Here is a 25,378-nt window from a genome sequence, read left to right as displayed (position 1 = left end):
CTCGGCACCCTCGTCGGCACCATCAAGCCTGACGAATGCGCAAACTACTTCAACAACGCTGGATATGCTTCCGTAAAAACATGAAAGACTCTAGGATGACGAAGGTGGCCGGAAGCCATCTGACGGCTCAAAGCAAAACGGCCCGCTGAAAAGCGGGCCGTTTGTATTTGTAATCAGCAGCCGATCACTGCGGGGCTGGTGCGGGCGCCGGAGCAGGCGCTGGCTCAGCAGGCGCCGGAGCAGGTGCTGGCGCCGGAGCCGGCTCTGCGGGGGCCGGTGCGGGCGCGGGGGCCGGCTCTGCGGGTGCCGGAGCAGGCGCTGGTTCTGCTGGCGCTGGGGCTGGCGTGGTGGCCGCCGGCGGTTCAGCAGGCGCTGGCGGTTCACCGCTTCTTCCAAAAATATAATAAGCGACAATAGCCAAGATAACGACAACCAGGGCAATCAGCCAGCCGCTGCCGCCGCCACCCGCCTTGGGAGGGGGAGTCGGAGTGGTGTACGGGTCGTTTGGATTCGCCATAAAAGTGTCCTCCGTGGATGAAAAATATCAATCAACACAACTCAACGCGCAATCGTTGAACAGGTTTCACGCTAGGAATCGAAAACGCCGAAAACAGGGCAATCTTACACCCGGAATCGTTTATCCGCGCGCATTTTCTTCGCAAACTGGCAGCGATCGAGCCAAAACGAACCTTTTCTACCGTCTTGCGCGTAGACAAGGCTTGCATGATTCGGGAGGGCATCGACCGAAACCACGTCTTGCGGGATCCGCAACTCAACCGTGCAACTAGTCGACGGCAGTGACGGTGTAGCCGGCCCTGCGGAAATCCTCGACCAGGCCTTCCGTCCCTGGAAGATGCAGGGCGCCGACCGCCATGAAAGCGTTGCCCCCGGCGAGGATCGGCCCGGCATGATCGACCATCACCTTGTTGCGGCTGGTGATCATGGTTTTCTCGAAGGCGGCATAGCCCGCCGAATCGTCTTCGTCGCTGGGAAGGACGGTACGAAACAGCGGCCAGAACATGCCGATGTCGCCGCGCTGGTAAAGCACGATCATGGTTTCGTTGACGTCGTTCATTCTGTCGCCGAGCTTCAGTGTTTCGACGAGGCCCTTCATGTGAAAAGCGAGTGGCAGCGAGGCCATCGCGCGAAGCTGATCGGCGACGGTCTCCAGACCATCGACGGTCTTGCCTGAGGCTTTGGCGTCCTCCGCGAGCTTGATGTCGAGCACCGGCGCACCCCCGGACTGGCGGGCCAGTTCACAGGCCGGGAGCGCGACCATGGTGGACAGCATCCACGGCTTCATCTTGGCAACGCTCGCCGGCGGGATGCCGCGCGCGTCGAGCGCCTTGTTCACGGTCGCCGCATCGTCCGGCGACAGCAGCGAGGACAGCGTGGTGCTGTCGGTGAACATCATCAGCTCCGGCTCTTTCAGGAACGCCGCCATCATCTTCTGCTGATCGAGCACCTCCGTAGTCTCGATGACGACAGTGTCGGCGGCATCAAACGCCCTTTGCGCTGCGGGCGGCAGCGTGGTCACGCGCGGGTCGGTCACGTGCATGGTGCCAAACAGGAAGGACGGTTTTTCACCCGCCTTTTCCAGCTTCCACAACAGGCCCTTGCCGTTCGGTATCGCGGCCGCTTCGGTCTCGATCTTGCGGTAGGCAGCCGGGTCGTCCTTCTGCAAGGCCAACAGCATGTCGGCGCCGGCGCAGACCGGGGTTTCGGCACGCGCCTTGCCGGCGGCGAGCAGCGCAATGATGAGGAAAGCGAGAAAAAACAGGATGTTGACCGCCACGAGCAGCTTCAGCGACGCAAGGGCCGTGCGGTCGGCGATGGCAATGACACGTTTCATGACTCGCTTTTAGGTTCAAAGGACGGTGAAACGGTTAACCGGTCGAGCAAAATTGTCTCGGATCAGGCTCACGGCTCGTACCTTGTCCGCAGCTTTGGGAAAGCATGCGTAGGTTACGCCCTGGGATGGGACGCCTCATAGATTTCGAGCAGCCTCGCGGTGTCGACGCCGGTATAGATCTGCGTCGTCGACAGGCTGGCGTGGCCCAAAAGTTCCTGGATGGTGCGCAGGTCGCCGCCGCGCCCAAGCAGATGCGTGGCGAAGGAATGACGCAAGGCATGGGGCGTGGCGGTGTCGGGCAGATTGAGTGCCGAGCGCAGCTTGGCCATGTCGCGCTGGACGATGGCCGGGTTGAGCGGGCCGCCGCGGGTGCCGCGAAACAGCAGGCCCTTCGGGTCGAGATGCCAGGGACAGAGCCGCCGGTATTCGGCAATCGCCCGCAGCGCCACCGGCAGCACCGGCACCAGCCGCGTCTTGCCGCCCTTGCCGGTGACGCGCAGCACCGTATCGCCAGGTGCCGACAGATCGGCGCCCGACAGGCCGAGCGCCTCGGAAATGCGCAGGCCCGAGCCGTAGAGCAGCGTCAGCACGGCAGCGTTGCGGGCAGCGATCCACGGCTCCTCCGCCAGCTGACCTTCCACTGAAACGACGTGTTTCGCATCACTGGCCGTCAGCGGCTTGGGCAGCGACTTCGGCTGCCGCGGGGCGCGCAGTGCCGCGGCACCCGCCGCGTTGACGAGGCCGCGCCGCTCCAGAAAACGCAGCAGCGAACGGATGCCGGCGAGCCCCCGCCCGAGCGTGCGGGCACCGGCACCTCCGGCACGGCGAGCGGCGAGAAAGCCGCGCAGATCGGCCGGGCGCAGATCGGCGATATCCGAAATGCCGGGCGAGCCGCCGCAATGGCCGGTCAGGAAGTGCAGGAACTGGCGGGTGTCGCGCTCGTACGCCTCCACGGTTTCCGGCGACAGCCGGCGTTCGCGCGCCAGCATCTTCAGCCAGGTTTCGCGGGCTGCCTGAAGGTCTGGTTTGGCTGGAATAAGAAATTCCTGCATTGGGCTCTTCCGATATTCCGTTCTTGCAATTCGTTCTTCCAATTCTGGGCCATCTTCCGGCAGCCGGGTTAGGAAGCGGTGAAGAGCCGCGTCATTGAAATGACAAGAGGGTGGAGCTAGAGCAAGGCCAAAGGATTTTTCCGCCGATGACCAAACCGCAAAACCCCGTCCAGATGGCCGTGATCGGCGCCGCCCACGGCATCAAAGGCGAATTGCGTGTGAAAACCTTCACCGGCGATCCGTTGGCGCTGGCCGACTACGGTCCGCTCTACGCCAGGGATGGCCGCGCCTTTCAGATCGTCGACATCAGGCCGGCCAACACCGTCGTTGTGGTGCGCTTCAAGGGCATCAGCGACCGCAACGCCGCCGAGGCGCTTGCCGGCACGGAATTGTTCGTCGACCGTTCGATGCTGCCCGACGATGGCGAAGAGGACGAATTCTATCATGCCGACCTCGTCGGGCTGACGGTCCGGGACGATACCGGTGCTGACATCGGCAAGGTGGTGGCGGTGCATAATTTCGGCGGCGGCGACATTCTCGACGTGACGCTTGGCGAGCGCAAAGGCGTGCTGATCCCGTTCACGCAGGCCGCCGTGCCTGACGTGTCTATCAAAGAGGGTTTCGTCCGCATCGATCCGGCGGCGGCGGGCCTGATCGATGACGAAGACGGCGATGCTCCCGGCCACGATGGTTTCGACCCCAAGGGCAGGCCACGCGGACCCAGGGATGCCGGGGGCAACCGGTGAGTTTCTCCGCCTCGGTGCTGACGCTCTATCCCGAGATGTTTCCCGGCGCGCTCGGCGTGTCTCTGGCCGGCCGTGCGCTGGAGGCTGGCACATGGTCGCTGGAAGCAATCCAGATCCGCGATTTTGCCACCGACCGCCATCGCACCGTCGACGATACGCCGGCCGGCGGCGGCGCCGGCATGGTTATGCGCGCCGACGTTTTGGCCAAGGCGATCGACCATACCTCGCCACCGGGTGATCCACGGCCACGGCTGCTGATGAGCCCGCGTGGAAAACCGCTGACGCAGGCCCGAGTGCGCGAGCTGGCCGCCGGGCCGGGCGCGGTGATCGTCTGCGGACGCTTCGAAGGCGTCGACCAGCGGGTGATCGACGCGCGTGGGCTTGAGGAGGTCTCGGTCGGCGACTTCATCCTCTCCGGCGGCGAGCCGGCAGCGCTCGTGCTGCTCGACGCTGTGGTGCGGCTGTTGCCCGGCGTGATGGGGAACGCGGTGTCAGGCGATGAAGAGAGCTTTGAAAACGGCCTGCTCGAACATCCGCACTACACGCGGCCGCAGGAATTCGACGGCCGGCAAATTCCCGAGGTTCTCACCTCGGGCAATCACAAGAAGATCGCCGCATGGCGGCGAGGGGAATCGGAAAAGCTGACCAAGGAGCGCCGGCCTGATATGATGGAACCTGATTCATCCCGATAAAATCGGGATGGGCTCCATCTTCCTGTTTGACCATGATCTTTACCGAAAACCGGCTTCCACTTTTCGGGATCATGGTCGAGCCGCTCAGCCCTTGGTGAAATAGTAAAAGGCCAGGAACACGCCGACCCCAACGACGAAGCCGCGGACGGCAATTTGCGGCACGCGCTTGGCGATCCAGACGCCGGCGTAGCCGCCTAGTGCGCCGCCCGGTATCATGATGATCGCCTGCGGCCAGGCGATCACGCCGCCCGAGACGAAAACCAGGATGGCTACCGCCGCGATGATCACGGCCAGCATGTTCTTCAGCGCGTTCAGGCGGTGGTAGTCGCCGGGCTGGGTAAGGCCGAGCGTCGCCAGCATCATGACGCCCATGCCGGCGCCGAAGAAGCCGCCATAGACCGCGGTCGCGAATTGCGCCAGGGAACCGACCAGCGAACCGACCGCGGCCTCATGTCCTGGCTTGGGCGCCGGCTTCAGCCAAGGCCCGGCGGCGAACAGCGCGGTTGCAGCCAGCAGCAGCCATGGCACCAGCACGCGGAAAGACGGATTGTCGAGCGCCAGAAGGATGAGCGCACCGGCTAGCGCGCCGAAAGCCGATATGACGCCGAGCAGCAACGCGGTGCGCCAGAAATGCTTGATGTCGGACCAATAGGCGAGCGTCGAGGTGATATAGCCGGGGAACTGTGTCACCGACGAGGTGGCGTTGGCGACGATCGGCGGCAAGCCGACCAGTGTCATGGCACCGAAGGTCACGAACGTGCCACCGCCGGCTATCGCGTTGACGGCACCTGAAAGAAAGCCCGCGACAAAGAGCAGGGCCGCATCGAGAACTGGCATGAGGGGTATTGCCGCCGGAGGAAAGTCACGTTTTACCCGGCTTAAAAAGCTTGGGCCTTCGACGCAACCCCTGCGCTGAAAGATTGCTATGTCGGCCAGCGACCAAAAAAGAACACGGCAAAGGCGTGACAAAGCGTCGAAATAGCTGTATGTGCCCGCCCGAACCGGAAGAAAAATCTGCCGGACCCGTCAACAATGGCGGTGTAGTCGCCCCTGCCCGATGTTCTCGCGAACAAAAGGCATAGCCGAGCGGTCAATGGAACTGCAAGGCGAGTGTCGGACGCTCTGACTGTCGGAAGAACAAGAAGTGGATTTGTAGAGATGGACATCCTCCGTCAGCTCGAGGCCGAACAGGCCGCCAAGATCGAAGCCAAGCGCAAGCTTCCCGAGTTCCAGCCCGGCGACACCGTGCGCGTCCAGGTCCGCGTGACCGAAGGCACCCGCACCCGCGTCCAGGCTTATGAGGGCGTCGTCATCGCCCGCGCCGGCGCCGGCTTCCAGGAGAGTTTTACCGTTCGCAAGATTTCCTACGGCGAAGGCGTGGAGCGCGTGTTCCCGGTCTATTCGCCGATGGTCGAGGGCGTCGAGATCGTGCGCCGCGGCAAGGTGCGTCGCGCCAAGCTCTATTACCTGCGCGATCGTCGCGGCAAGTCGGCCCGTATTTCGGAAAACACCGGCGTGCGCGCCCGCAAGCTGAACGATGAGGAGCGCGATGCGCTGAACGCCGAGAAGGCCCGCATCGAGGCCGAGAAGGTGGCCGCCGCCCAGGCGCTCGCTGCCGAGAAGGCCGCGCAGGACGCCGCTGAGAAGAAGGCCGCCGACGAGGCCGCCAAGGCTGCGGAAGCGGCTGTCGCCGAATAAGACTTTTTCAACAACCATGTTTCGAAAGGCGGCTTCGGCCGCCTTTTTCGTTTTGGAGGGGAAAACCTCCCGGGCTTCGATTTGCCAGGCCCTAATTGACCCGCTGCAGGTACGGATCGCTCCGCAAATCGCTCGGTTGAAGCATGGGAATCCGTTCTCGAACGACGCGGCGCATCGGATCGGCTTGCAAGCAGCCTGCGGAAAGCTAAAGTCGGCGCCGGATTTTCCTGCAAGCCTCGACCATGTCGAGGCCGTTCAAGTTCTCGGGGAGTGTCATGACCAAATCGAAACTGCTGTTGGCCGGCCTGTTGGCTCTGATTCTCGTGCCCGTCGCTGCCCTGGCGCAGGCGCTGCCCGATCTCGGCGGCAAGAAGGTGGTGGTGGTGACGGAGAACGCCTATCCGCCGCTGCAGTTCATCGACGCCAAGACCGGCAAGCAGATCGGCTGGGAATATGATGCGATGAATGAGATCGCCAAGCGGCTGAATTTCCAGGTCGAGTACCAGAACACGTCCTGGGACGCGATGATCCAGGCGCTTTCCGACAACCAGTTCAACATCGGCATGACCGGCATCACCATCAAGGACGACCGCAAGCAGAAAGTCGACTTCTCCGACCCCTATATGCGCTCGGAACAGTTCATGCTGGTGCGCGGCGACGAGAAGCGTTTCACCGACGCCAAGACTTTCGGCGCCTTCAAAGATGGGCTGATCGGCGCGCAGGCCGGCACCACGCCCTTCTACACCGCCGTCTACAGCGTGCTCGACGGCAATGAGCAGAACCCGCGCATCAAACTGTTTGAGACGTTCGGCGCGACGGTGCAGGCGCTGAAGACCGGCGACGTCGATGTCGTTTTGACCGACGGCACCGCCGGCAAGGGTTATGTCGAGGCGTCCAATGGCGCGCTGAAACTGATCGGCGGTCCGCTCGGCACCGAGGATTTCGGCTTTATTTTCCCGAAAGGCTCGGATCTGGTGAAGCCGGTCAATGCGGCGATCGCCGCATTAAAGGCCGACGGCACGTTCGACACGCTCAACAAGAAATGGTTCCTTGATTACAAGATGGGGCAGTGAGCTGGTCTTGGCGCGCTTACTGCGTGTGGACCGTGCGTTGATTATTGCACGGACGGAGTTTCGCTATTCTGTCGCCAGCATCGCCTGATGCAGACGCCGGCATCTTCCACCGCAAAATCCGACTTCCCCTGGTGGCTTGCGGTGGCGGCGGCACTCGCCGTCGCAGCCGCTCTCTTCATCGCCGCAAGCGACCTCTATGCCCAGGTCTTCGCGACCGTCGCCAAGGGCATCGGCATCACTGTCTTCGTCACAATGGTTGCCTTCGCGCTAGCCTCCGCAATCGGGCTCGGCATTGCGCTGATGGGACTGTCGGGGTCGCGCTGGCTGCGCCAGATCGCCCGCTTCTATGTCGAGATCATCCGCGGCGTGCCGATGCTGGTGCTGTTGTTCTGGATCGCTTTTGCCGGCGCGCCGGCCTTCGTCGCGGCGTGGAACGCGGTGACCGCGCCGTTGCAAAGCGCCGGCCTGCTCGGTGAACTGCTGGTGCGCGACGTGTCGCTGTTGTGGCGCGCCATCATGGCGCTGACCATCGGCTACTCGGCGTTCATCTCGGAAGTCTTCCGTGCCGGCATCCAGGCGGTCGAGAAGGGGCAGATCGAGGCGGCGAAGGCGCTGGGGCTGACGCGCACGCAGAGCTTCCGGCTGATCGTGTTTCCGCAGGCGATCCGCACCATCCTGCCGCCGCTCGGCAATGATTTCGTCGCCATGGTCAAGGATTCCTCGCTGGTCTCGGTGCTCGGCGTCGCCGACATCACCCAGATGGGCAAGATCTACGCTGCTGGCTCGTTCCGCTTCTTCGAGACCTATTCCATTGTCGCCTACATCTATCTCATTCTAACGGTTGGCCTGTCGCTGGCGTTGCGGGCGCTGGAGAAGCGGCTGCGGCGTCAGCATGAGCAATAGAAGGCAGGCGAGGATGGCGCTACGATCGACGTGGTCCGGTTGCGGAGGAGTTGACCCTATGAATATCGATAAAGCCAATGCGGCGCTGGACTCGGTCTATACCGCGGATACGCCGGAAGCGCTGGCGCAAGCCTATGCCGCATGGGCTGCAACCTACGACAGCGAGACCGCCTCGCTCGGCTATCTCCTGCCATTCCTGATCGCCGCCTGGGTGACGCGCCATGTGCCATCAGGCGAAGGGCCGCTGCTCGACGCCGGCTGCGGCACCGGCCTGTCGGGACCGTCACTCAAGGCGCTGGGCTATCAGGACATTGCCGGGCTCGACCTGTCGGAGGACATGCTGAAAATCGCCGGCAGTAGGCAGGCCTACAGCGAGCTGAAACAGGCGATGCTTGGCGGTCCGCTGCCTTGGCCCGACGGGTATTTCCGCGCCTTCTTCTCGACCGGCGTGTTCACCATCAGCCATGCACCGGCTTCCGGCCTGCACGAACTGGTGCGCATCACCAAGAAGGGTGGCCACGCCATCTTCACCGTTCGCGACCAGGTGTTCGAGAGCGGCGGGTTTCAGGCCGTGTCCAATGAGCTGGAGCAGGCGAAGAAATGGCGGCCGGTCGAAGAAAGCCCATGGTTCCGCTGCTATGCCATCGCCGAGCCTGAGGCGCTGGTGAAGACATTCGTGTTTGAAGTGGTTTGAGGGGGTAAGCTTGGCGTTAGTTCCTCTCCCCACTCCGTGGGCGAGGAACCCTGGTTCTGCGAAGGCATCGGCCAATTGCCGAAAAGCCAAAACATTGATATGAGCCACGCCATGGAACAGCTTTTTGGCGATCCGGCCTACAAGGGCTTCGTGCTGCAGGACAGAAAACGCCTGCCGTCGCGATTCTCCGCGCGCGTTTCCGGCGCTCTGACCAGCCGACTTCGCTAGGCCTTGTTCGCCGGCTAGCCGGCGCTTGTCCCTTCTCATTTTCATATCGACGGATTTACGCACATGAGCGCACCGCGCACCCTCTACGATAAGATATTCGACGACCATGTCGTCGACCGCCAGGACGACGGCACCTGCCTGCTCTACATCGATCGTCACCTCGTCCATGAAGTGACCAGTCCGCAAGCCTTCGAAGGCCTGCGCATGACCGGCAGAAAGGTCCGGCATCCGGAAAAGACGCTGGCCGTGGTCGACCACAATGTGTCGACCTCGCCCGAGCGCAAGTTCGGCATCAAGAACGAGGAGAGCCGCATCCAGGTCGAGGCGCTGGCCAAGAACGCCAAGGATTTCGGCGTCGAATATTACTCCGAAAAGGATATCCGCCAGGGCATCGTCCACATCATCGGTCCGGAGCAGGGCTTTACGCTGCCCGGCATGACCATCGTCTGCGGTGACAGTCACACTTCGACGCACGGCGCCTTCGGCGCTTTGGCGCATGGCATCGGCACCTCGGAAGTCGAGCATGTGCTGGCCACGCAGACGCTGATCCAGCGCAAGGCCAAGAACATGCTGGTGCGCGTCGACGGCGCGCTGCCCGAAGGCGTGACCGCCAAGGATATCATCCTCGCCATCATCGGCGAGATCGGCACTGCCGGCGGCACCGGCTATGTCATCGAATATGCTGGCGAAGCGATCCGCGCGCTGTCGATGGAAGGCCGCATGACCATCTGCAACATGTCGATCGAGGGCGGCGCCCGGGCCGGCCTGATCGCGCCCGACGAGACGACCTTCGCCTATGTCAAGGATAAGCCGCGAGCGCCGAAGGGCGAAGCGTGGGATGCAGCACTCGCGTACTGGAAGACGCTGCAGTCCGACGAAGGCGCGCATTTCGACAAGGTGGTCGTGCTCGACGCGGCGAAACTGCCGCCGATCGTCTCCTGGGGTTCTTCGCCCGAGGACGTCGTGTCGGTCCAGGGCATCGTGCCGAACCCCGACGACATCACTGATGAGAACAAGCGCACCTCCAAGCAGCGCGCCCTTGACTATATGGGCCTGACGCCGGGCACCAAGATCACCGACATTGCGCTCGACCGCGTCTTTATCGGCTCCTGCACCAACGGTCGCATCGAGGATTTGCGCGCCGTCGCCAAGGTGGTCGAAGGCAAAAAAGTCAGCCCGCATGTCGATGCGATGATCGTGCCGGGTTCCGGCCTGGTCAAGGAGCAGGCGGAGGCCGAAGGTCTCGACAAGATCTTTGTCGCGGCCGGCTTCGATTGGCGCGAGCCGGGCTGCTCGATGTGCCTTGCCATGAACGACGATCGCCTGAAGCCGCATGAGCGCTGCGCCTCCACCTCGAACCGCAATTTCGAAGGCCGTCAGGGCTTCAAGGGCCGCACCCATCTGGTGTCGCCCGCCATGGCGGCGGCGGCGGCGATCGCCGGCCACTTCGTCGACATTCGGGAGTGGAAGTAGATCTGGCGTGAGTGGAAATAGATTCAGGCGTGAGCGGAAATAACTCGGCCCGCCACAGTTCGTATATGAGTGCATGCCAGAACCCGAACCGCGATGCGGTTCGGGTTTTCTTCACGCCGGGCGCCTTATGAACTCATGGAATTGCTCACGCCGGCCGGGTTGCTCCGCAGCGACGACGAGCGCCAGCTGACGTTCGTCGAAGAGCTTGAACCATTCGTCCCATTCGACCAGTTCGTAGCCGCCCGCATTGACCGGACGTTCGCCCTGATCCTGGTCCTGATAAGCGTGCTGGCCGAAGACCAGCCTCAGCATGGCTTGCGTTCCCGTCTCGGGCGACACGTCGACGATCGCCGGAAATCCGGCGCGCGCCGCGACCCATGAGCGAATTGCTTCGTGATCAGTCAGCATGATCGTATCGGCCATGAAAGCGTCTCCATCGATTGCTGCTGGAAAACGCCGATCGCGGTTTCAAGTTCCGCGCAGCAGCTTCATGGGCGACACCGCGTATATTCGACTTTGCTTAACTGCTTGTTTGGGCTTAACCGCTTGTTTGGGCTTCCGCCCTAAGGTCTTCCCTGGCGGAAGCGTGGGGGGTCACGGTCCTTTGGACACCGGTTTGCTGGTAGCGTTGCTCAATCCGACGATCGCGCTTGCGCTCGGCGCGGTGTTTCTCGTGCTGTGGTTCTACCAGCGCCACCGCCCCTATCTGGCCGTGCTCGCCGTCAGCTACTCGCTGTCGGCGGCCGGGTTCCTGTTCCAGTACTTTACCCTGCCTGTCGGCATGGCGCCGACCAAGCTGCTTTCCAACACATGCTTCACCTTTGCCGCCTGCTGCCTCTGCAGCGCGATCGTGGTGCGCTACGGGCGGCGCGTGCCCTATACCGGGATCGGCGTTCTAGCGGGAGGCGGCCTGACCGCATTCTGCTGGTTCCTGTTCGTTCAGCCGGACCTCACTTGGCGGATCCTGGCGATGAATTTCGGCTTCGGCGGCCTCAGTCTGCTTGTGGCGGCAGAACTGCGCCCGGTGCGCGGCAGGGGTCCGACGGAAATGATCCTGTTCGTGCTGTCGCTGGTTTCCGGCCTGAATTTCTTCGTGCGAACACTAGCCGTCATCATCGCGCACGGACCCTTCACAAGCTATGACGGCTTTTACGCCTCATCCTACTGGACGACGGCGCTGCTGTCGCATGCGCTGCTGTCGCTGCTCATCGCGCTTTGCCTGTTCTGCGCGGCGGCGCTCGACGTGATGAAGGCGCTGAAGGCCGAGGCGTATACCGATCCGCTGTCGGGCCTGCTCAACCGTCGCGGTTTCGAGGAGCGCGCCAAGCTTCTCTTGCAGCACTGCGCCACCGCTAAACTGCCGGTCGCGCTGGTGGTCGCCGACCTCGATCATTTCAAGGCGCTCAACGACCTTCACGGGCATGCGGCGGGCGATCGCGTGATCGCCGACTTTGCCGCCAAGCTTCTATCGGCTGCCGGCACGCGCGGCGTCGCTGGCCGCATCGGCGGCGAGGAGTTCGCCGTGCTTTTGCCGCTGAGCGACCTCGGCGCGGCAAGGCTGTTTGCCGAAGCCATTCGCACGCTCTATGCGGCGGGCAGCGTCGACGGGCTTCCGCCCGGCACGAGAGTTACCGCGAGCTTCGGCGTGGCGGCCCGTACCGGCGACGAAGCACTGGAGCCGCTGATGCGCCGCGCCGACGAGGCGCTCTACAAAGCCAAAAGGAACGGCCGCGACAGCGTGCGGCTATCTTATGAACGGCCGGAATCGGTATTTGTCGCAGAACCGCTCACAGCGGCGGATCGTTCGCGCTTGGGTTCGCATTAACGTCTTTTTCGCCCGTCCGTGATTTGCTTTCGTAAAGAGTGCGAGAAACACATGGGCGGCGCAGAGTTCATCCTTGCAATCAACCTGCTCGTCGCCGGACTGCTGGCGGCTGCCTTCATGACCATCTCGTTCTACGATGTGGCACGTGCATCGGCACACTGGCTGGTCTTCGGTTATCTGCTCGGGATGACCTACTTCGCCATTGAGTTCAGCATTCCGGTCTTCGACAATGCGCGACCCGCGGTCGTCACGGCTTTTGCCGTTTTCCTCGGCGCCACCATCGTCTTCAATGCTGGGCTCGCCCATAAGTATGGCGTGGCGATCCCCTGGCGTCCGATGCTCGTCTTTCTGCTTGCGGCCACCGTTGCAGTGTATCTTGTGCAGGATATGCCACGTCAGTCGCTCGCCCGCATGATGGCCTACCAACTCCCCTATGCGGCCATGCAGTTCGTCGGCCTCGGCCTCGTCTGGTCGTCCAAGCAAAAACGCGACTGGCTCGACCGCGCTCTGATGGCCGTTCTGGCGGCCAGTGCCCTGCAATTCGTGAGCAAGCCGTTCATCGCCCACGCATTGGGGGGCTGGGGCATCAATCCGCAGGCCTATCTGCAGAGCAACTATGCTCTGGTGTCGCAATCGCTTGGCACGGTATTCGCCATGACGGTCGCGCTTCTCATTCTGGTCATTTTGGTCCGTGACGTGCTCGCCGAGGCGACGTCGAAGTCGGAGACGGACACGCTATCAAGGTTGCTCAACCGAGGCGGCTTCGAACGTCATGCCGAGCTTGCGATGCGTGACGCCGTGCGCAAGGGTATTCCGGTCGCCCTGGTCATCGCCGACCTCGATCATTTCAAGAGCATCAACGACAGCTTCGGTCACGCATCCGGTGACCGGGTCATCGGTGCCTTTGCGGGCTTCCTGCGTGATGCGGCCGCTGATCATCACGTCGCCGGCCGCATCGGCGGAGAAGAGTTCGCCATCATCCTGCCGGGGACCAATCTCGCCGCTGCGCGGCTCCTCGCCGAAGGGATGCGCAGCGCTTTCGGTGCCTTGCCGATCGACTGTTTGCCGGCGGACCATCGGTGCTCCGCCAGCTTTGGCGTTGCCGAGCTTCAACCGGGCGAGGGTTTCGCCGATCTCATGCGGCGTGCGGACGGCGCGCTCTACCAGGCCAAGCGCGGCGGGCGTGATCGCGTGCGTATCTCGTTAGGGCCAGCCCTGCAAACGCCGGTGGCGACGCCTGACAGAATCAGCGGCACGGGCTGAGTTCGGGCATCTCGCCGTCGGAAAGCCCGTACATATAGCTGCGGCCTTTTACGAAAACCGGCGGCCTGTAGCAGTCGCGGCGGCTGACATCGTCCGATTCGTTTTCATAGATGATTTCGGGCTGGCCGGCGCCGGTGTAGTCCGACAATTCCTTGGCCAGCTTGCCCTCGCCGACGAGGATGCGCTTGTAGCCGGCGGCGCTCTCGATGACCAGATTGCCGAAGGAATCGGCATAGACGCGATCATGCGTCCCGGCGAGTGCCGGTGCGACGGCCACTGCCACCAAAACGAGCGCCGTCAAGATGGGCGCCGCCAAGATGGGTGCCGGAAAGCGCGATCTGCCTGAATTCGAACGCATGGCGTCCTCCATTTGCCCGAGGCGAACTTCCTCTGACTCAGAAATTAACCTTTTCTTAACCTTTGTTAAGAGGCTAGTCCTGCTGGCTGCCAGGTCTCGGCAAACATGGTTAATACCGGCGCCTTGCAGGTTGCAGCCATCATTCGGCCATGCTTGCCCGCACCATCGCGCCCGAGTGCGGCGTCGGGGTGACAGCAAGCATCGCGCTGGAGTGATGCGTAGGGAGATAGCGTGTGGCCATACGCCGAACGTTTCGGGCGACGCTTGCCCTTTTTCCATTGCTGATCATCGCTGCCTGCGTGTCGCAGACCAATGCGCCGAAGACCGGCACTACGACCGATTTGACGGCACCGCAGCCGCGCACCGCGACCTACAATTGCGCCGATGGCACCAGGATCACCATCGAAAACCTTGGCACGTCGGTCCGCGTGCTTGGCCCAGCCGGCGCCAGCGAGGACCTGCCTGCCTCCCCCGCCAATCAAAGCAGCCGCTTCGGCGAAGCCCATGACGCAATCGTGATCGACGGGCGCGATGCGCTGGTGATGAAGGGCGGCAAGACGCCACTGACCTGCAAGCGTTAATCAGTTTACCGCACTGCAGCAAACATTGCGCCGGCTTCGGGTCGCGCCCTAATCGATTGAAGCAAAGACCCACCCTTTTGTCAGACTAAATTACGTTTTCGAAACGGTTTTCTGGCTTTGACGCGGTGCAAAAAGAGCATTAGAAACCGGCTGTCCGAAGTCGCAACCGGAAGCGGTAACGCCGCATTTCCACCTGGGGCTCCAGAGACGCCGAACTGGGGGAGCCATGAGCAAATCACCAGCCACCCGCGAATTTGCCAGACGTGAACGGCCGCTTTCGCCGCATTTGACCGTCTATCGGCCGCCGATCACGATGACGATGTCGATAATCCATCGCATCACCGGCGGGGCGCTCTATTTCGGCACGCTGCTGGTCGCCCTGTGGCTGATGGCGGCGGCGAGCTCGCAAGCCACCTTCGATGCCGTCAACTGGGCCTTCGGCTCATGGCTGGGGCGACTGGTGCTGTTCGGCTATACCTGGGCGCTGATGCACCACATGCTGGGCGGCGTGCGCCATCTGATCTGGGATACCGGGGCAGCTCTCGAAAAGGGCACGGCGTCCAGGATCGCCTGGGCGACGCTGGCCGGCTCGATCGTGCTGACGCTGCTGATCTGGATCGCCGGTTATCTGGCGCGGGGAGCCTGATCGTGAGCCACCGCAACACCGACATGCGCACGCCGCTGGCGAAGGTCCGCGGCCTCGGCTCCGCCCGCGAAGGCACGGAGCATTTCTGGCGCCAGCGCCTAACGGCGATCGCCAACATCCCGCTGATCCTGTTCTTCGTCGGATTCCTGATCGCGTTGAACGGCGCCGGCTATGGCGAAGTGCGCGCCGCACTTACCAACCCGTTCGTGGCGCTGGTGCTGGCCCTGGTGCTGTTGTCCGGACTCTATCATATGCGGCTCGGCATGCAGGCGATCATCGAGGATTACGTCCATGGCGAGGGCATGAGGCTGGCGCTGCTCGCGCTCAACACATTCTTTCCAGTAGTGGTCGGCGTCGCCTCGACCTTCGCCCTGCTCAAACTGGCATTTGGAGGCTGACATTTTGGCCAAGGACGCGAAAAACGCCAACACGGCGTCCGCCTATACCTATGTCGACCACAAATTCGATGTGGTGGTCGTCGGCGCCGGCGGCGCCGGCCTGCGCGCCACGCTCGGCATGGCCGAACAGGGCCTGCGCACCGCCTGCATCACCAAGGTGTTCCCGACGCGGTCGCATACGGTCGCGGCGCAGGGCGGTATCGCCGCTTCGCTGTCCAATATGGGGCCCGACTCCTGGCAGTGGCACATGTACGACACCGTTAAAGGATCGGACTGGCTCGGCGATGTCGACGCCATGGAATATCTGGTGCGCGAAGCGCCCGCCGCCGTCTATGAGCTCGAGCACTACGGCGTGCCGTTCTCGCGCACCGAAGAGGGCAAGATCTACCAGCGGCCGTTCGGCGGCCACATGATGAATTTCGGCGACGGCCCGCCGGTGCAGCGCACCTGCGCGGCCGCCGACCGCACCGGCCACGCCATCCTGCACACGCTCTACGGCCAGTCGCTGAAGAACAACGCGCAGTTCTTCATCGAATATTTCGCGCTCGACTTGATCCTGGAGCCGGACGGCACCTGTACCGGCGTCGTCGCCTGGAACCTCGACGACGGCACCATCCACCGCTTCTCGGCAAAGATGGTGGTGCTGGCGACAGGCGGCTATGGCCGCGCCTATTTCTCGGCGACCTCGGCGCACACCTGCACCGGCGACGGCGGCGGCATGGCCGCACGCGCCGGGTTGCCGCTGCAGGACATGGAGTTCGTGCAGTTTCATCCGACCGGCATCTACGGCGCCGGCTGCCTGATTACAGAGGGCGCGCGCGGCGAAGGCGGCTATCTCGTCAACTCCGAGGGCGAGCGCTTCATGGAGCGCTATGCGCCGTCGGCCAAGGACCTGGCGTCACGCGACGTCGTTTCGCGCTGCATGACGCTGGAGATCCGCGAGGGACGCGGCGTCGGCAAGAACAAGGACCATATTTTTCTACACCTCGACCATCTCGATCCGGCCGTTTTGCACGAGAGACTTCCGGGCATTTCGGAATCGGCAAAAATCTTTGCCGGCGTCGACCTGACCAAGGAGCCGATCCCGGTGCTGCCGACGGTCCACTACAATATGGGCGGTGTGCCGACCAATTACTGGGGCGAGGTGCTCAACCCCACTGCCTTGAACCCGGACCAGGTGTCGCCCGGGCTGATGGCGGTCGGCGAGGCCGGCTGCGCCTCCGTCCATGGCGCCAACCGGCTGGGCTCGAACTCGCTGATCGATCTGGTGGTGTTCGGCCGCGCCGCGGCGATCCGGGCCGGCCAGGTGATCGACCGCAACGCGGCGATCCCGTCGCCCAACGAAGCCTCGGTCGAGAAGGTCATGGATCGCTTCGACCGGCTGCGTCATGCCAACGGCTCGACGCCGACGGCGGTCTTGCGCGAAAAGATGCAGAAGGCGATGCAGGACGATGCGGCGGTGTTCCGTACGCAGGAATCGCTGGAAAGCGGCTGCAAGCGCATTTCGCAGATCTGGAGCGAACTCAAGGACGTAAAAGTGTTCGACCGGTCGATGATCTGGAACTCCGACCTGGTCGAGACGCTGGAGCTGGAAAATCTGATGGCCAACGCTATCACCACGGTTTACGGCGCCGAGGCGCGCAAGGAGAGCCGCGGCGCGCATGCGCGGGAAGATTTTTCGGCCCGCGATGATTTGGTCTGGCGCAAGCATACGCTGGCTCGGCTCAGCGAAGACGGCAAGGTGACGCTGAGCTACCGGCCGGTGCACACCGAGCCGCTGCTGGCGGAAAAGGACGGCGGCATCAACCTGGCCAAGATCGCGCCGAAGGCCAGGGTATATTAGCGATGGCGTTCGCGGTTGCAGGGTGTTCCGGGACGCCCCTTCCGGCCAAGTTCGGCCCGAAGGACTGGATGGCTGCCTTAATCGTGAAGGTCGCCTCCGATAGCGGGATCTGGTCCGGGCTGAAGCTCGTTATCCGAAAGGATCTGAGGTAATGGTCGAACTGACGCTTCCCAAGAACTCGAAGATCAAGGTCGGAAAAACCTGGTCGAAGCCGGAGGGCGCGACCAATCTGCGCGAATACCGCATCTACCGCTGGTCGCCGGACGATGACGAGAACCCGCGCATGGACACTTATTTCGTCGACATGGACGATTGCGGGCCGATGGTGCTCGACGCGCTGCTCTGGATCAAGAACAAGATCGACCCGACGCTGACGCTGCGCCGCTCCTGCCGCGAGGGCATCTGCGGCTCCTGCGCCATGAATATCGATGGTTCCAACACCCTCGCCTGCACCAAGGGCTGCGACGAGATATCAGGCGCGATCAAGGTCTACCCGCTGCCGCATATGCAGGTGGTCAAGGACCTGGTGCCGGATCTCACCAATTTCTACGCCCAGCACGCTTCGATCGAACCGTGGCTCAAGACTGTGTCGCCCGAGCCGGCTAAAGAATGGCTGCAGAGCCATGAGGACCGCGAAAAGCTCGACGGGCTTTACGAGTGCATCCTTTGCGCCTGCTGCTCGACCTCCTGCCCGAGCTACTGGTGGAATGGCGACCGCTATCTCGGTCCGGCGACGCTCTTGCAGGCCTATCGCTGGCTGATCGATTCCCGCGATGAAGCCACGGGCGAACGGCTCGACAATCTCGAAGACCCGTTCCGCCTCTATCGCTGCCACACCATCATGAATTGCGCCCAGACCTGCCCCAAGGGGCTCAATCCGGCCAAGGCGATAGCCGAGATCAAGAAGATGATGGTGGAGAGAAGGGTCTGACCTCAGTGGGGTTACCACCGGGATAATCTAGTTCTAAGCGCTGTCCCGCCGGCCGCAAAAGGATAGCCGACCTATGACTGATTCTGAGCTGCCCATCCTTTCTCCCGTCGAAGCGCGCGTGTTCGGCTGCCTGATCGAAAAGAAGGAACTGACGCCCGATATCTACCCGCTGACGCTCAATGCAGCACTTGCCGCCGCCAACCAGAAGACGGCGCGCGAGCCGGTGATGTCGGTCGAGCTGGTCGAGGTCAGGCGGGCGCTGGGTCAACTCGAACAGAAAGGTCTGGTCAGGCAGGTCTTTGCCTCGCGCGTCGAGCGCTACGAACATGTCATCGCGCAGCGCTTTTCGCTGACTTCGGCGCAGATCGCCCTACTTGGCCTGCTGTTGCTGCGTGGTCCGCAGACTGCCCATGAATTGCTGGCGCGAGCTGAGCGCATGGCGCGGGTACCCTCGATCGACGAGCTTCGCAGCAATCTCGACCTGATGATCGGCCGCAAGCCGCCGCTCGTTCAGCAGATCGATCGTGGACCCGGCCAGCGCGAGGACCGCTATGTGCATCTGCTCAGCGGACCGGTGCAGATGCAGGTGATGGCAGCAACGTCCCAGCAATCACCTTCGCCGGCCTCGGATCTCGAAGCGCGCGTGCAAGCTCTCGAGGAAGAGATTGCGACGCTGCGCGCACGAATCGACGCGATGGCCGGCGAAAGGCCGTAGCGAGCCGCCGCTCAGCCGAGCTTGGCGTCGAGCGATACCTTGATGGCGCCGAGAGCCTTCGAGACCGGGCATTCCGCCTTGGCCTTCTCGGCCAATTCCTTGAACTTTTCAGCATCGATGCCTGGCACCTTGCCGACCAGCGTGATCGCGCTGCCGGTGATGCCGGTTCCCGGAACTAGCGTCACCACGGCCTTGGCATCGAGTTCGGTTGCGGGCGTGCCGTTCTCGGCCAGGAAATGCGAAAACTGCATGGCGAAGCAGCCGGCATGCGCCGCCGCGATCAGCTCCTCCGGATTGGTGCCGGACTTGCCGCTCTCGTCTTCGAAGCGTGCCTTGAACGAGTAAGGCGTGCCCTTGAGCGTCCCGCTCTGGGTGTCGAGCGTGCCCTTGCCCTCTTTCAGATTGCCTTTCCAGACGGCGTTTGCGGTGCGGTCCATGAAATTCTCCTTGATTATCCGGATTGCGCCGGCCCGGCGCCAGCGTTCTTCACGACTATAGCGCGGGCGCGGGCGAAGACCACCGCGCTCTTTCCGCAGTCGCGCAAAATTAGCGGCGGGGGGCTGAATTTTTCTTGAAAAATTGCGCGTGCAAAAATGTCGACTTGCATCGGCCTCGGCCGTCCTGCGGGCGGTCACGGATTGCGCGGCCGGATGGAGGTTCACATGGATGGCGTGTTCTTCGCACTGTGGAAGAGCTCGGGCCGCAAGCCCGAACGACGGGAAAACTACGGGCTGCATCCGCGGCCCTCCGGTTTAGGTCGGCTTCTGGTGGCGGTTGCCATCATCGGGGTTGCGACATGCGTTCTCGATCACATGGCGGCACGCAAAGGCGCCGTGGTGGCCGCATCCTATGGTTCCTCACAACAAGGGAGATAGACATGAAGTATGTTTGCCTGGTCTACGGCGAGGAAAAGACCTTCACGCCATGACCCCGGACAGGTTGGCAAAGCTCGACGCCGATTCGCTGGCCTATGACAGGTCATTGGACCAGCAAGGCAAGCTGATCATCGCGCAGGCGCTGCAATCGTTGAAGACCTCGAAGACGGTGCGGCGGTGCAAGGGCAAGCGTCTGGTCACCGACGGCCCTTTCGCCGAGACCAAGGAACAACTGCTCGGCTTCGTCATGATCGAGGCCGGGGATATCGACGAGGCGCTGGAGATTACCGGCGGCATTCCGCTGGCCGAAATCGGCACGATCGAGTCAGGGCGATCTACCAGGTGCCGGGGTCCTGAAGACTATTCTGTTTTGCGTCCGGCGGAATCAAATTCTTCGGCGGACGCGTTGAAGCGCGGCAATACTTCTCCTATCGTCGCTGCGGTTGGGGATCTCAGGCATGCATATACTGATTGCTGCAATTGGGCTGTTGGGAGCGGCGGCATTCTAGTGGTACCGGATGAAGGCTATGAACGATGCCGCGCGCGAGGTCGCGGACGTCGTCGGGCGTGTGCAAGGGAACATTCGCCGCAAGAGGCTGCGCAACCAGGCAGCCCTGTCGCCGCTGACGGCGATCGACGATCCGGTGGTGGCCGCCGCGACGCTGATTACCGCCATCGTCTCCGAGAACGGGCCTGTCCTGCCGCAGCGCGAAGCTGCCATTCGATCGGTGATTTCGGAGATTGCTGACGAGAAGAAGACCGACGAGGCTGTGGTCTATGCCAAATGGGCGGCGTCACAGATCGATGATGCCACGATCGTCATCGACAAGCTGGCGCCGTTTCTGCGCGAGCGCCTGGATGTGACCGAGCGAAACGATTTGCTGCAGATGGTGAACCGCGCAGCGCAGGCTGGTGAGCCACCCCTGCAGATTTCCGACCAGCGGATACTGCGGCTGCGGCAGAAGCTGGGCTTCGAGGTCAACTAGGGTGTGCTGATATTCAGGTGATGCCGGCCTGCGAATGGCGGTTTCCTGCGCTTCCGGTACTCACGTACCCAAAAGTACGCTCCGCTCCGGTTCTCGGAACCCGCCATTCTCGACTCGGCCTGACCTGAATCTCAACACACCCTGGCCCGTCGTTAGGCCGGTTATATCGCCTCTCCTTTCAAGAGCTTTGGTGTGTCGCCGGACAGTCCGGACGCCTGGCGGATGAAGAAGTCCTTCAGCCGCGGCATGCGTTCGACTAGGCCGAGGCCGACGTCGCGAACAGCGCGCAACGGGCCGATGTCGTTGGAAAACAGCCGGTTCAGGACATCGGTGGTGATGCCCATCTGCACCGTGTCGAAGCGCCGCCACTGCTGGTAGCGTTCGAGCACGTCGAGCGCGCCGATATCCTGGCCGAGCCGGTCGGCCTCGACCACCACTTCGGCCAATGCCGCCACATCCTTGAAGCCGAGATTGAGGCCCTGGCCGGCGATCGGATGGATGCCGTGGGCGGCGTCGCCGGCGAGCGCGATACGCGGCGCGACGAAGGCGCGGGCGAGCGTCAGGCCGAGCGGCCAGGCACGTGGCCTGTCGGCGGCGCGGATCTCTCCGAGTTTCAGGCCAAAGCGCTGTTCCAGCTCATGCTCGAAAACGAGGTCGTCGCCGTCGACCAGTTTTTCGGCATCTTCAGAGCGCTCGACCCAGACGATCGACGAGCGGTTGGTACCGTCCTTGTCCGGCTTGAGCGGCAGCGTGGCGAAGGGGCCGGCCGGCAGAAAATGCTCTTCGGCGCGGCCATGGTGCGGCCGTTCATGCGCGACGGTGCAGACGATGCCGGACTGGCCATACTCCCATTTCACCGTCTTGATACCGGCCATATCGCGCAGCTTCGAATTGACGCCGTCGGCGGCGACCAGCAGCCGCGCCTTCAGCGTCGCGCCGTCGGCAAGATGCACGGTGATGCCGGCGCCGTTCACGTCGAAGGCATTGACGGCGACGCCTTCGATGATGTCGATGCCGAGTTTTTCGGCGCGCCGGCGCAAGGCACCGTTCAAATCCCTGTTGGCGACCATATGCGCAAAGGCTTCGCCGGGCGCGACTTCGCCATCGAAGGTGAGAAACACCGGGCGCACCGGATCGGAAGTGCGCGAATCGGTGACGACCATTTCGGTGATCGCCTGCGCCTCGGGCGCGATTTCGGCCCAGACACCGAGCTGGTCGAGCATGCGGCAAGCGGCAGCGGCGATGGCCGAGGCCCGGGCGTCCCTTTGCCAGACGCCGGCGGGCGCGGCGTCGACGACAGCAACTGCCAGGCTCGGCCGCGCCTGTTTCAGCGATACGGCGGCGGCAAGGCCGACATAGCCGGCGCCGGCGACCAGAATGTCGAGTGCGGTTCGGTTTTTTGCATCCGCCTTGCGGTCATCCATGGCAAATTCCTTTCCGGCCAAATTCCCTTCCGGCCTTGACTGCCCGTCATTCCTGTCGGAAACCGCCATAACACTTCTGCGGCTAGGCGAAGTTCGAAATCAAAACGACAGGGCGCGAAAACATGACGGCGGCCATGGACGAGCTTCTCAGCATTCTCGACCTCGAGCAGCTGGAACACAACCTGTACCGTGGTCGCAGCCCCAAGCTCGACTGGCAGCGTATCTTCGGCGGCCAGACAATCGCCCAGGCGCTGGTCGCCGCCCAGCGAACGGTGGAGCCCGAACGCCATGTGCATTCGCTGCATGGCTATTTCATGCGGCCCGGCGATACCAAGGTGCCGATCATCTATCAGGTCGACCGCATCCGCGACGGCGGCTCCTTCACCACGCGCCGTGTCGTGGCGGTCCAGCACGGCCATGCGATCTTTTCGCTGGAAGCCTCGTTCCAGCAGGACGAAGTCGGGCTCGAGCATCAGGTGCCGATGCCGCAGGACGTGCCGGCGCCCGACACATTGCTGTCGCAGCGCGAGTTGATCGGCAAGTTCGGCGAGGCCGTGCCCGACGGCATCAGGCGCTACTGGGAGCGTGACCGGCCGATCGAGATGAAACCGGTGATGCTGGAGCACTACACCAGCCGGGAAAAGCTGGAGCCGAAGCAGAACATCTGGATCCGCACAACCGGCCCGGTTCCGGCCGATCGCGCCACGCAGGCGGCGGTGCTTGCCTACCTTTCCGATATGACGCTGCTCGATACCTCGACCTTTGCGCACGGCCGCGCCATTTTCGATAGTGATATCCAGGCTGCGAGCCTCGATCACGCCATGTGGTTCCACCGCAGCCATCCGCTCGACGACTGGATGCTCTACACGCAGGACAGCCCGTCGACGCAAGGGTCGCGGGGGTTCACCCGCGGGTCGCTGTTTGCCCGCGACGGGACATTGATCGCCTCGGTTGCCCAGGAAGGGCTGATCCGGCTGAAGCGGCCGCCTGCCGAATAGGCATTTTTGAAAAATTGCCCATTTTTTGATCAGGTGCATTGCCGGGACTATGAACAGTCAGCCGACAAACCTTCCTCAATCCCTTATTTAACAACAGGTTAACACCCTGCTTCGGCAACTGGCACGGAGCTTGAATCCTAGCGGGCACTCTCCGGCTCTTTTGGGGATCGGCGAAGTCGTACAAACGCGGGGACCCGCAACAGCAAAGGGTGAAACCTTATGAAAATCGTGATGGCAATCATCAAGCCGTTCAAGCTCGACGAGGTGCGCGAAGCGCTCACCGCAGTCGGCATCCAGGGCCTGACCGTCACCGAAGTCAAAGGCTACGGGCGTCAGAAGGGACATACGGAAATCTATCGCGGGGCGGAATACGCGGTCAGCTTCCTGCCGAAGATCAAGATCGAAGTCGCGGTCGGCCTGGACATGGTCGACAAGGCCGTCGAAGCCATCACCGCGGCGGCCAAGACCGGTCAGATCGGCGACGGCAAGATCTTCGTTTTCGGCATCGATCAGGCGGTGCGTATCCGCACTGGCGAAACAGACACCGACGCGCTTTGAGCTGCGGACACGTATTCCAATGGAGAGTTCAATGAATATTCCTTCTACTTTGAAGTCCGTGGCGCGCACCGCGCTCCTGGGCGCGTTCACGCTCGGAGCCTTGGGCACGATTGCTGCGTTCGCGCAGGAAGCGGCACCGGCCGCCGAAGCGGCAGCGCCAGCGGCGCCGGCCTTTACCGTCGATAAGGGCGACACGACGTGGATGATGATCTCCACCATACTGGTGCTGTTGATGACCATTCCCGGCCTTGCCCTTTTCTACGGCGGCCTGGTTCGTGCCAAGAATATGCTGTCGGTGCTGATGCAGGTCTTCACCATCACCAGCGTGGTCATGATCGTCTGGGTTTTCTACGGCTACAGCCTTGCCTTCACCCCCGGCAATGCGTTCATCGGCGGCCTTTCCAAGATGTTTCTCGCCGGCGTCGACGTGACGACTGTGTCAGAGACCTTCACCAAGGGCGTCGCCATCCCCGAACTGGTGTTCGTCATCTTCCAGATGAGTTTCGCCTGCATCACGCCTGCCCTGATCGTCGGCGCTTTCGCCGAACGCATCAAGTTCTCCGCCGTGATCCTTTTCACCATCCTCTGGGTCACATTCGTCTACTTCCCGATCGCGCATATGGTCTGGTTCTGGGGTGGCCCGAGCGCTTATAGCGATCCGTCAGGGCTCATCTTCAGCTTCGGTGCCATCGACTTCGCTGGCGGCACCGTCGTCCACATTAATGCGGGCATCGCGGGCCTCGTCGGCGCGCTGATGGTCGGCAAGCGCATCGGCTACAACAAGGACATCATGGCGCCGCACTCGATGACGCTGACCATGGTCGGCGCTTCGCTGCTGTGGGTCGGCTGGTTCGGCTTCAACGCTGGTTCGAACCTCGAAGCCAACGCCTATGCGGTGCTGGCGATGGTCAACACCTTCGTCGCCACAGCGGCGGCGGCCGTGACCTGGATCGTGCTTGAAACGCTGCTGCGCGGCAAAGCATCCATGCTCGGCGCGGTTTCGGGCGCTGTTACCGGCCTTGTCGCCGTGACGCCGGCCGCCGGTTTTGCCGGACCGATGGGCGCCATCGTGCTTGGCATCGTCGCCACCTGCGTCTGCTACTTCTTCGTCTCGGTGGTGAAGAACAAGTTCGGCTACGACGACAGCCTCGATGTCTTCGGCATCCACTGCATCGGCGGCATCATCGGCGCGCTCGGCACCGGCATCCTGGTCAATCCCGCTCTCGGCGGCGCTGGCATCGTCGACTATTCGACAGCCGACTTCGCCGCCGGCTATGCCGGCACGGCCACGCAGCTGTGGTCACAGTTCAAGGGTGTCCTGGTAACCGTCCTGTGGTCGGGTATCGGCAGCGCCATCCTCTACAAGATCGTCGATATGATCGTAGGCCTGCGTCCGACTGCCGATGCAGAGCGTGAGGGGCTCGACCTCACCTCGCATGGCGAAGCGGCCTATCACCCGTAAGCTTTGTCGGGGCGGCCAAGGCCGCCCCTGCATCCTCCCATCCCGTCGTGACGCCCGAGAAAAGGCTCACGCATTGAGGCCCGGAACGTTCCGGGCCTCTTTTT

The 25,378-nt window shown here is 62.8% G+C and carries 27 protein-coding genes and 1 pseudogene; 21 read left to right on the top strand and 7 right to left on the bottom strand.

The features are described from left to right. Nucleotides 1-784 precede the first annotated feature (784 nt). Together NKH73_RS05210 and NKH73_RS05205 are read right to left on the bottom strand one after the other, a co-directional pair. Nucleotides 785-1,852, bottom strand: coding sequence for a TraB/GumN family protein (locus NKH73_RS05210; RefSeq protein ID WP_352928747.1), 1,068 nt, complete (start codon nucleotides 1,850-1,852; stop codon nucleotides 785-787). 113 nt (nucleotides 1,853-1,965) lie between these two features. Then, nucleotides 1,966-2,904, bottom strand: a complete 939-nt coding sequence (locus tag NKH73_RS05205) for a tyrosine recombinase XerC (protein ID WP_352928745.1) — start codon at nucleotides 2,902-2,904, stop codon at nucleotides 1,966-1,968. A 146-nt stretch (nucleotides 2,905-3,050) separates the two neighbouring features. Between NKH73_RS05205 and rimM the strand changes: the two genes are divergently transcribed. Beyond that, a complete protein-coding gene (gene rimM / locus NKH73_RS05200; protein ID WP_352928743.1) occupies nucleotides 3,051-3,650 on the top strand; it encodes a ribosome maturation factor RimM in 600 nt (199 codons plus the stop codon). Beyond that, on the top strand, nucleotides 3,647-4,342 hold the full coding sequence (gene trmD / locus NKH73_RS05195) for a tRNA (guanosine(37)-N1)-methyltransferase TrmD (RefSeq protein ID WP_352928741.1): 696 nt from the start codon (nucleotides 3,647-3,649) through the stop codon (nucleotides 4,340-4,342). Before rimM ends, trmD begins: the two co-directional genes overlap by 4 nt. 84 nt (nucleotides 4,343-4,426) lie before the next feature. On the opposite strand, the gene NKH73_RS05190 is transcribed toward trmD, so the two are convergent. Further along, entirely contained in the window at nucleotides 4,427-5,179 is a 753-nt protein-coding gene (locus NKH73_RS05190; RefSeq protein WP_352928739.1) for a sulfite exporter TauE/SafE family protein, read from the bottom strand. A 321-nt stretch (nucleotides 5,180-5,500) separates the two neighbouring features. Between NKH73_RS05190 and rplS the strand changes: the two genes are divergently transcribed. The 5 genes from rplS (at nucleotide 5,501) to leuC (ending at nucleotide 10,411) form a co-directional block, all read left to right on the top strand. After that, on the top strand, nucleotides 5,501-6,040 hold the full coding sequence (gene rplS, locus NKH73_RS05185; RefSeq protein ID WP_095484904.1) for a 50S ribosomal protein L19: 540 nt from the start codon (nucleotides 5,501-5,503) through the stop codon (nucleotides 6,038-6,040). 275 nt (nucleotides 6,041-6,315) lie between these two features. Further along, a complete protein-coding gene (locus NKH73_RS05180; RefSeq protein WP_352928738.1) occupies nucleotides 6,316-7,113 on the top strand; it encodes a transporter substrate-binding domain-containing protein in 798 nt (265 codons plus the stop codon). A gap of 87 nt (nucleotides 7,114-7,200) precedes the next feature. Beyond that, nucleotides 7,201-8,016 (top strand): amino acid ABC transporter permease, encoded by an 816-nt coding sequence (locus NKH73_RS05175; RefSeq protein WP_352928736.1) that lies wholly within the window; start codon nucleotides 7,201-7,203, stop codon nucleotides 8,014-8,016. Nucleotides 8,017-8,074: 58 nt separating this feature from the next. Further along, nucleotides 8,075-8,710 (top strand): class I SAM-dependent DNA methyltransferase, encoded by a 636-nt coding sequence (locus tag NKH73_RS05170; protein WP_352928734.1) that lies wholly within the window; start codon nucleotides 8,075-8,077, stop codon nucleotides 8,708-8,710. Between the two features lie 291 nt (nucleotides 8,711-9,001). Continuing rightward, nucleotides 9,002-10,411 carry a 3-isopropylmalate dehydratase large subunit gene (gene leuC, locus NKH73_RS05165; RefSeq protein WP_352928732.1) on the top strand — a complete coding sequence of 470 codons (1,410 nt, stop codon included), beginning with the start codon at nucleotides 9,002-9,004 and terminating at the stop codon, nucleotides 10,409-10,411. A 111-nt stretch (nucleotides 10,412-10,522) separates the two neighbouring features. On the opposite strand, the gene NKH73_RS05160 is transcribed toward leuC, so the two are convergent. Next, nucleotides 10,523-10,834, bottom strand: coding sequence for a hypothetical protein (locus NKH73_RS05160; protein ID WP_352928730.1), 312 nt, complete (start codon nucleotides 10,832-10,834; stop codon nucleotides 10,523-10,525). 181 nt (nucleotides 10,835-11,015) lie between these two features. Here NKH73_RS05160 and NKH73_RS05155 point away from each other — a divergent pair, with 181 nt between their 5' ends. Beyond that, the gene (locus NKH73_RS05155; RefSeq protein WP_352928728.1) at nucleotides 11,016-12,236 is read left to right on the top strand and encodes a GGDEF domain-containing protein; all 1,221 of its coding nucleotides are present in this window, start codon (nucleotides 11,016-11,018) and stop codon (nucleotides 12,234-12,236) included. A gap of 51 nt (nucleotides 12,237-12,287) precedes the next feature. Then, on the top strand, nucleotides 12,288-13,499 hold the full coding sequence (locus tag NKH73_RS05150; RefSeq protein ID WP_352928726.1) for a GGDEF domain-containing protein: 1,212 nt from the start codon (nucleotides 12,288-12,290) through the stop codon (nucleotides 13,497-13,499). Here NKH73_RS05150 and NKH73_RS05145 read toward each other — a convergent pair. Beyond that, on the bottom strand, nucleotides 13,483-13,857 hold the full coding sequence (locus NKH73_RS05145; protein WP_352928724.1) for a hypothetical protein: 375 nt from the start codon (nucleotides 13,855-13,857) through the stop codon (nucleotides 13,483-13,485). The two genes, NKH73_RS05150 and NKH73_RS05145, sit on opposite strands and share 17 nt — an antisense overlap. Nucleotides 13,858-14,090: 233 nt before the next feature. On the opposite strand from NKH73_RS05145, the gene NKH73_RS05140 reads away from it, so the two are divergent. The 6 genes from NKH73_RS05140 (at nucleotide 14,091) to NKH73_RS05115 (ending at nucleotide 18,971) form a co-directional block, all read left to right on the top strand. Then, nucleotides 14,091-14,438 (top strand): hypothetical protein, encoded by a 348-nt coding sequence (locus NKH73_RS05140; RefSeq protein ID WP_352928722.1) that lies wholly within the window; start codon nucleotides 14,091-14,093, stop codon nucleotides 14,436-14,438. Nucleotides 14,439-14,664: 226 nt separating this feature from the next. Then, the gene (gene sdhC, locus NKH73_RS05135; protein ID WP_352928720.1) at nucleotides 14,665-15,084 is read left to right on the top strand and encodes a succinate dehydrogenase, cytochrome b556 subunit; all 420 of its coding nucleotides are present in this window, start codon (nucleotides 14,665-14,667) and stop codon (nucleotides 15,082-15,084) included. Nucleotides 15,085-15,107: 23 nt separating this feature from the next. Further along, a complete protein-coding gene (gene sdhD / locus NKH73_RS05130) occupies nucleotides 15,108-15,482 on the top strand; it encodes a succinate dehydrogenase, hydrophobic membrane anchor protein (RefSeq protein ID WP_502893884.1) in 375 nt (124 codons plus the stop codon). 4 nt (nucleotides 15,483-15,486) lie between these two features. Next, complete coding sequence (sdhA, locus tag NKH73_RS05125; protein WP_352928716.1) at nucleotides 15,487-17,325, top strand: succinate dehydrogenase flavoprotein subunit; 1,839 nt, start codon at nucleotides 15,487-15,489, stop codon at nucleotides 17,323-17,325. Between the two features lie 151 nt (nucleotides 17,326-17,476). Next, on the top strand, nucleotides 17,477-18,256 hold the full coding sequence (locus NKH73_RS05120) for a succinate dehydrogenase iron-sulfur subunit (protein WP_352928714.1): 780 nt from the start codon (nucleotides 17,477-17,479) through the stop codon (nucleotides 18,254-18,256). A 73-nt stretch (nucleotides 18,257-18,329) separates the two neighbouring features. Then, nucleotides 18,330-18,971 (top strand): YceH family protein, encoded by a 642-nt coding sequence (locus NKH73_RS05115; protein WP_352928712.1) that lies wholly within the window; start codon nucleotides 18,330-18,332, stop codon nucleotides 18,969-18,971. 11 nt (nucleotides 18,972-18,982) lie between these two features. Here NKH73_RS05115 and NKH73_RS05110 read toward each other — a convergent pair whose 3' ends face one another. Next, entirely contained in the window at nucleotides 18,983-19,408 is a 426-nt protein-coding gene (locus NKH73_RS05110; RefSeq protein WP_352928710.1) for an OsmC family protein, read from the bottom strand. 225 nt (nucleotides 19,409-19,633) lie between these two features. Between NKH73_RS05110 and NKH73_RS05105 the strand changes: the two genes are divergently transcribed. The 3 genes and pseudogenes from NKH73_RS05105 to NKH73_RS05095 all read left to right on the top strand — a co-directional run bounded on the left by NKH73_RS05105 (nucleotide 19,634) and on the right by NKH73_RS05095 (nucleotide 20,832). Further along, nucleotides 19,634-19,846, top strand: coding sequence for a hypothetical protein (locus NKH73_RS05105; protein WP_352928708.1), 213 nt, complete (start codon nucleotides 19,634-19,636; stop codon nucleotides 19,844-19,846). A gap of 2 nt (nucleotides 19,847-19,848) precedes the next feature. Then, nucleotides 19,849-20,203, top strand: a pseudogene (locus NKH73_RS05100) (YciI family protein). A gap of 170 nt (nucleotides 20,204-20,373) precedes the next feature. After that, on the top strand, nucleotides 20,374-20,832 hold the full coding sequence (locus NKH73_RS05095) for a hypothetical protein (protein WP_352928706.1): 459 nt from the start codon (nucleotides 20,374-20,376) through the stop codon (nucleotides 20,830-20,832). A gap of 161 nt (nucleotides 20,833-20,993) precedes the next feature. On the opposite strand, the gene NKH73_RS05090 is transcribed toward NKH73_RS05095, so the two are convergent. Continuing rightward, nucleotides 20,994-22,256: a ubiquinone biosynthesis hydroxylase gene (locus tag NKH73_RS05090; protein WP_352928704.1), complete on the bottom strand. Its 1,263-nt coding sequence runs from the start codon at nucleotides 22,254-22,256 to the stop codon at nucleotides 20,994-20,996. 122 nt (nucleotides 22,257-22,378) lie between these two features. Between NKH73_RS05090 and tesB the strand changes: the two genes are divergently transcribed. From tesB to NKH73_RS05075, 3 genes are all read left to right on the top strand, one after another. Further along, nucleotides 22,379-23,254, top strand: a complete 876-nt coding sequence (gene tesB / locus NKH73_RS05085; RefSeq protein ID WP_352928702.1) for an acyl-CoA thioesterase II — start codon at nucleotides 22,379-22,381, stop codon at nucleotides 23,252-23,254. A 219-nt stretch (nucleotides 23,255-23,473) separates the two neighbouring features. Then, complete coding sequence (locus NKH73_RS05080) at nucleotides 23,474-23,812, top strand: P-II family nitrogen regulator (protein ID WP_023800571.1); 339 nt, start codon at nucleotides 23,474-23,476, stop codon at nucleotides 23,810-23,812. Nucleotides 23,813-23,843: 31 nt separating this feature from the next. Continuing rightward, nucleotides 23,844-25,274 (top strand): ammonium transporter, encoded by a 1,431-nt coding sequence (locus NKH73_RS05075; protein WP_352928699.1) that lies wholly within the window; start codon nucleotides 23,844-23,846, stop codon nucleotides 25,272-25,274. The last annotated feature ends 104 nt before the right edge of the window (nucleotides 25,275-25,378 follow it).

Source organism: Mesorhizobium sp. M0938 (genome assembly GCF_040319125.1).
Lineage (GTDB): Bacteria > Pseudomonadota > Alphaproteobacteria > Rhizobiales > Rhizobiaceae > Mesorhizobium > Mesorhizobium robiniae.
This window is presented reverse-complemented; position numbering and strand designations above follow the sequence as displayed.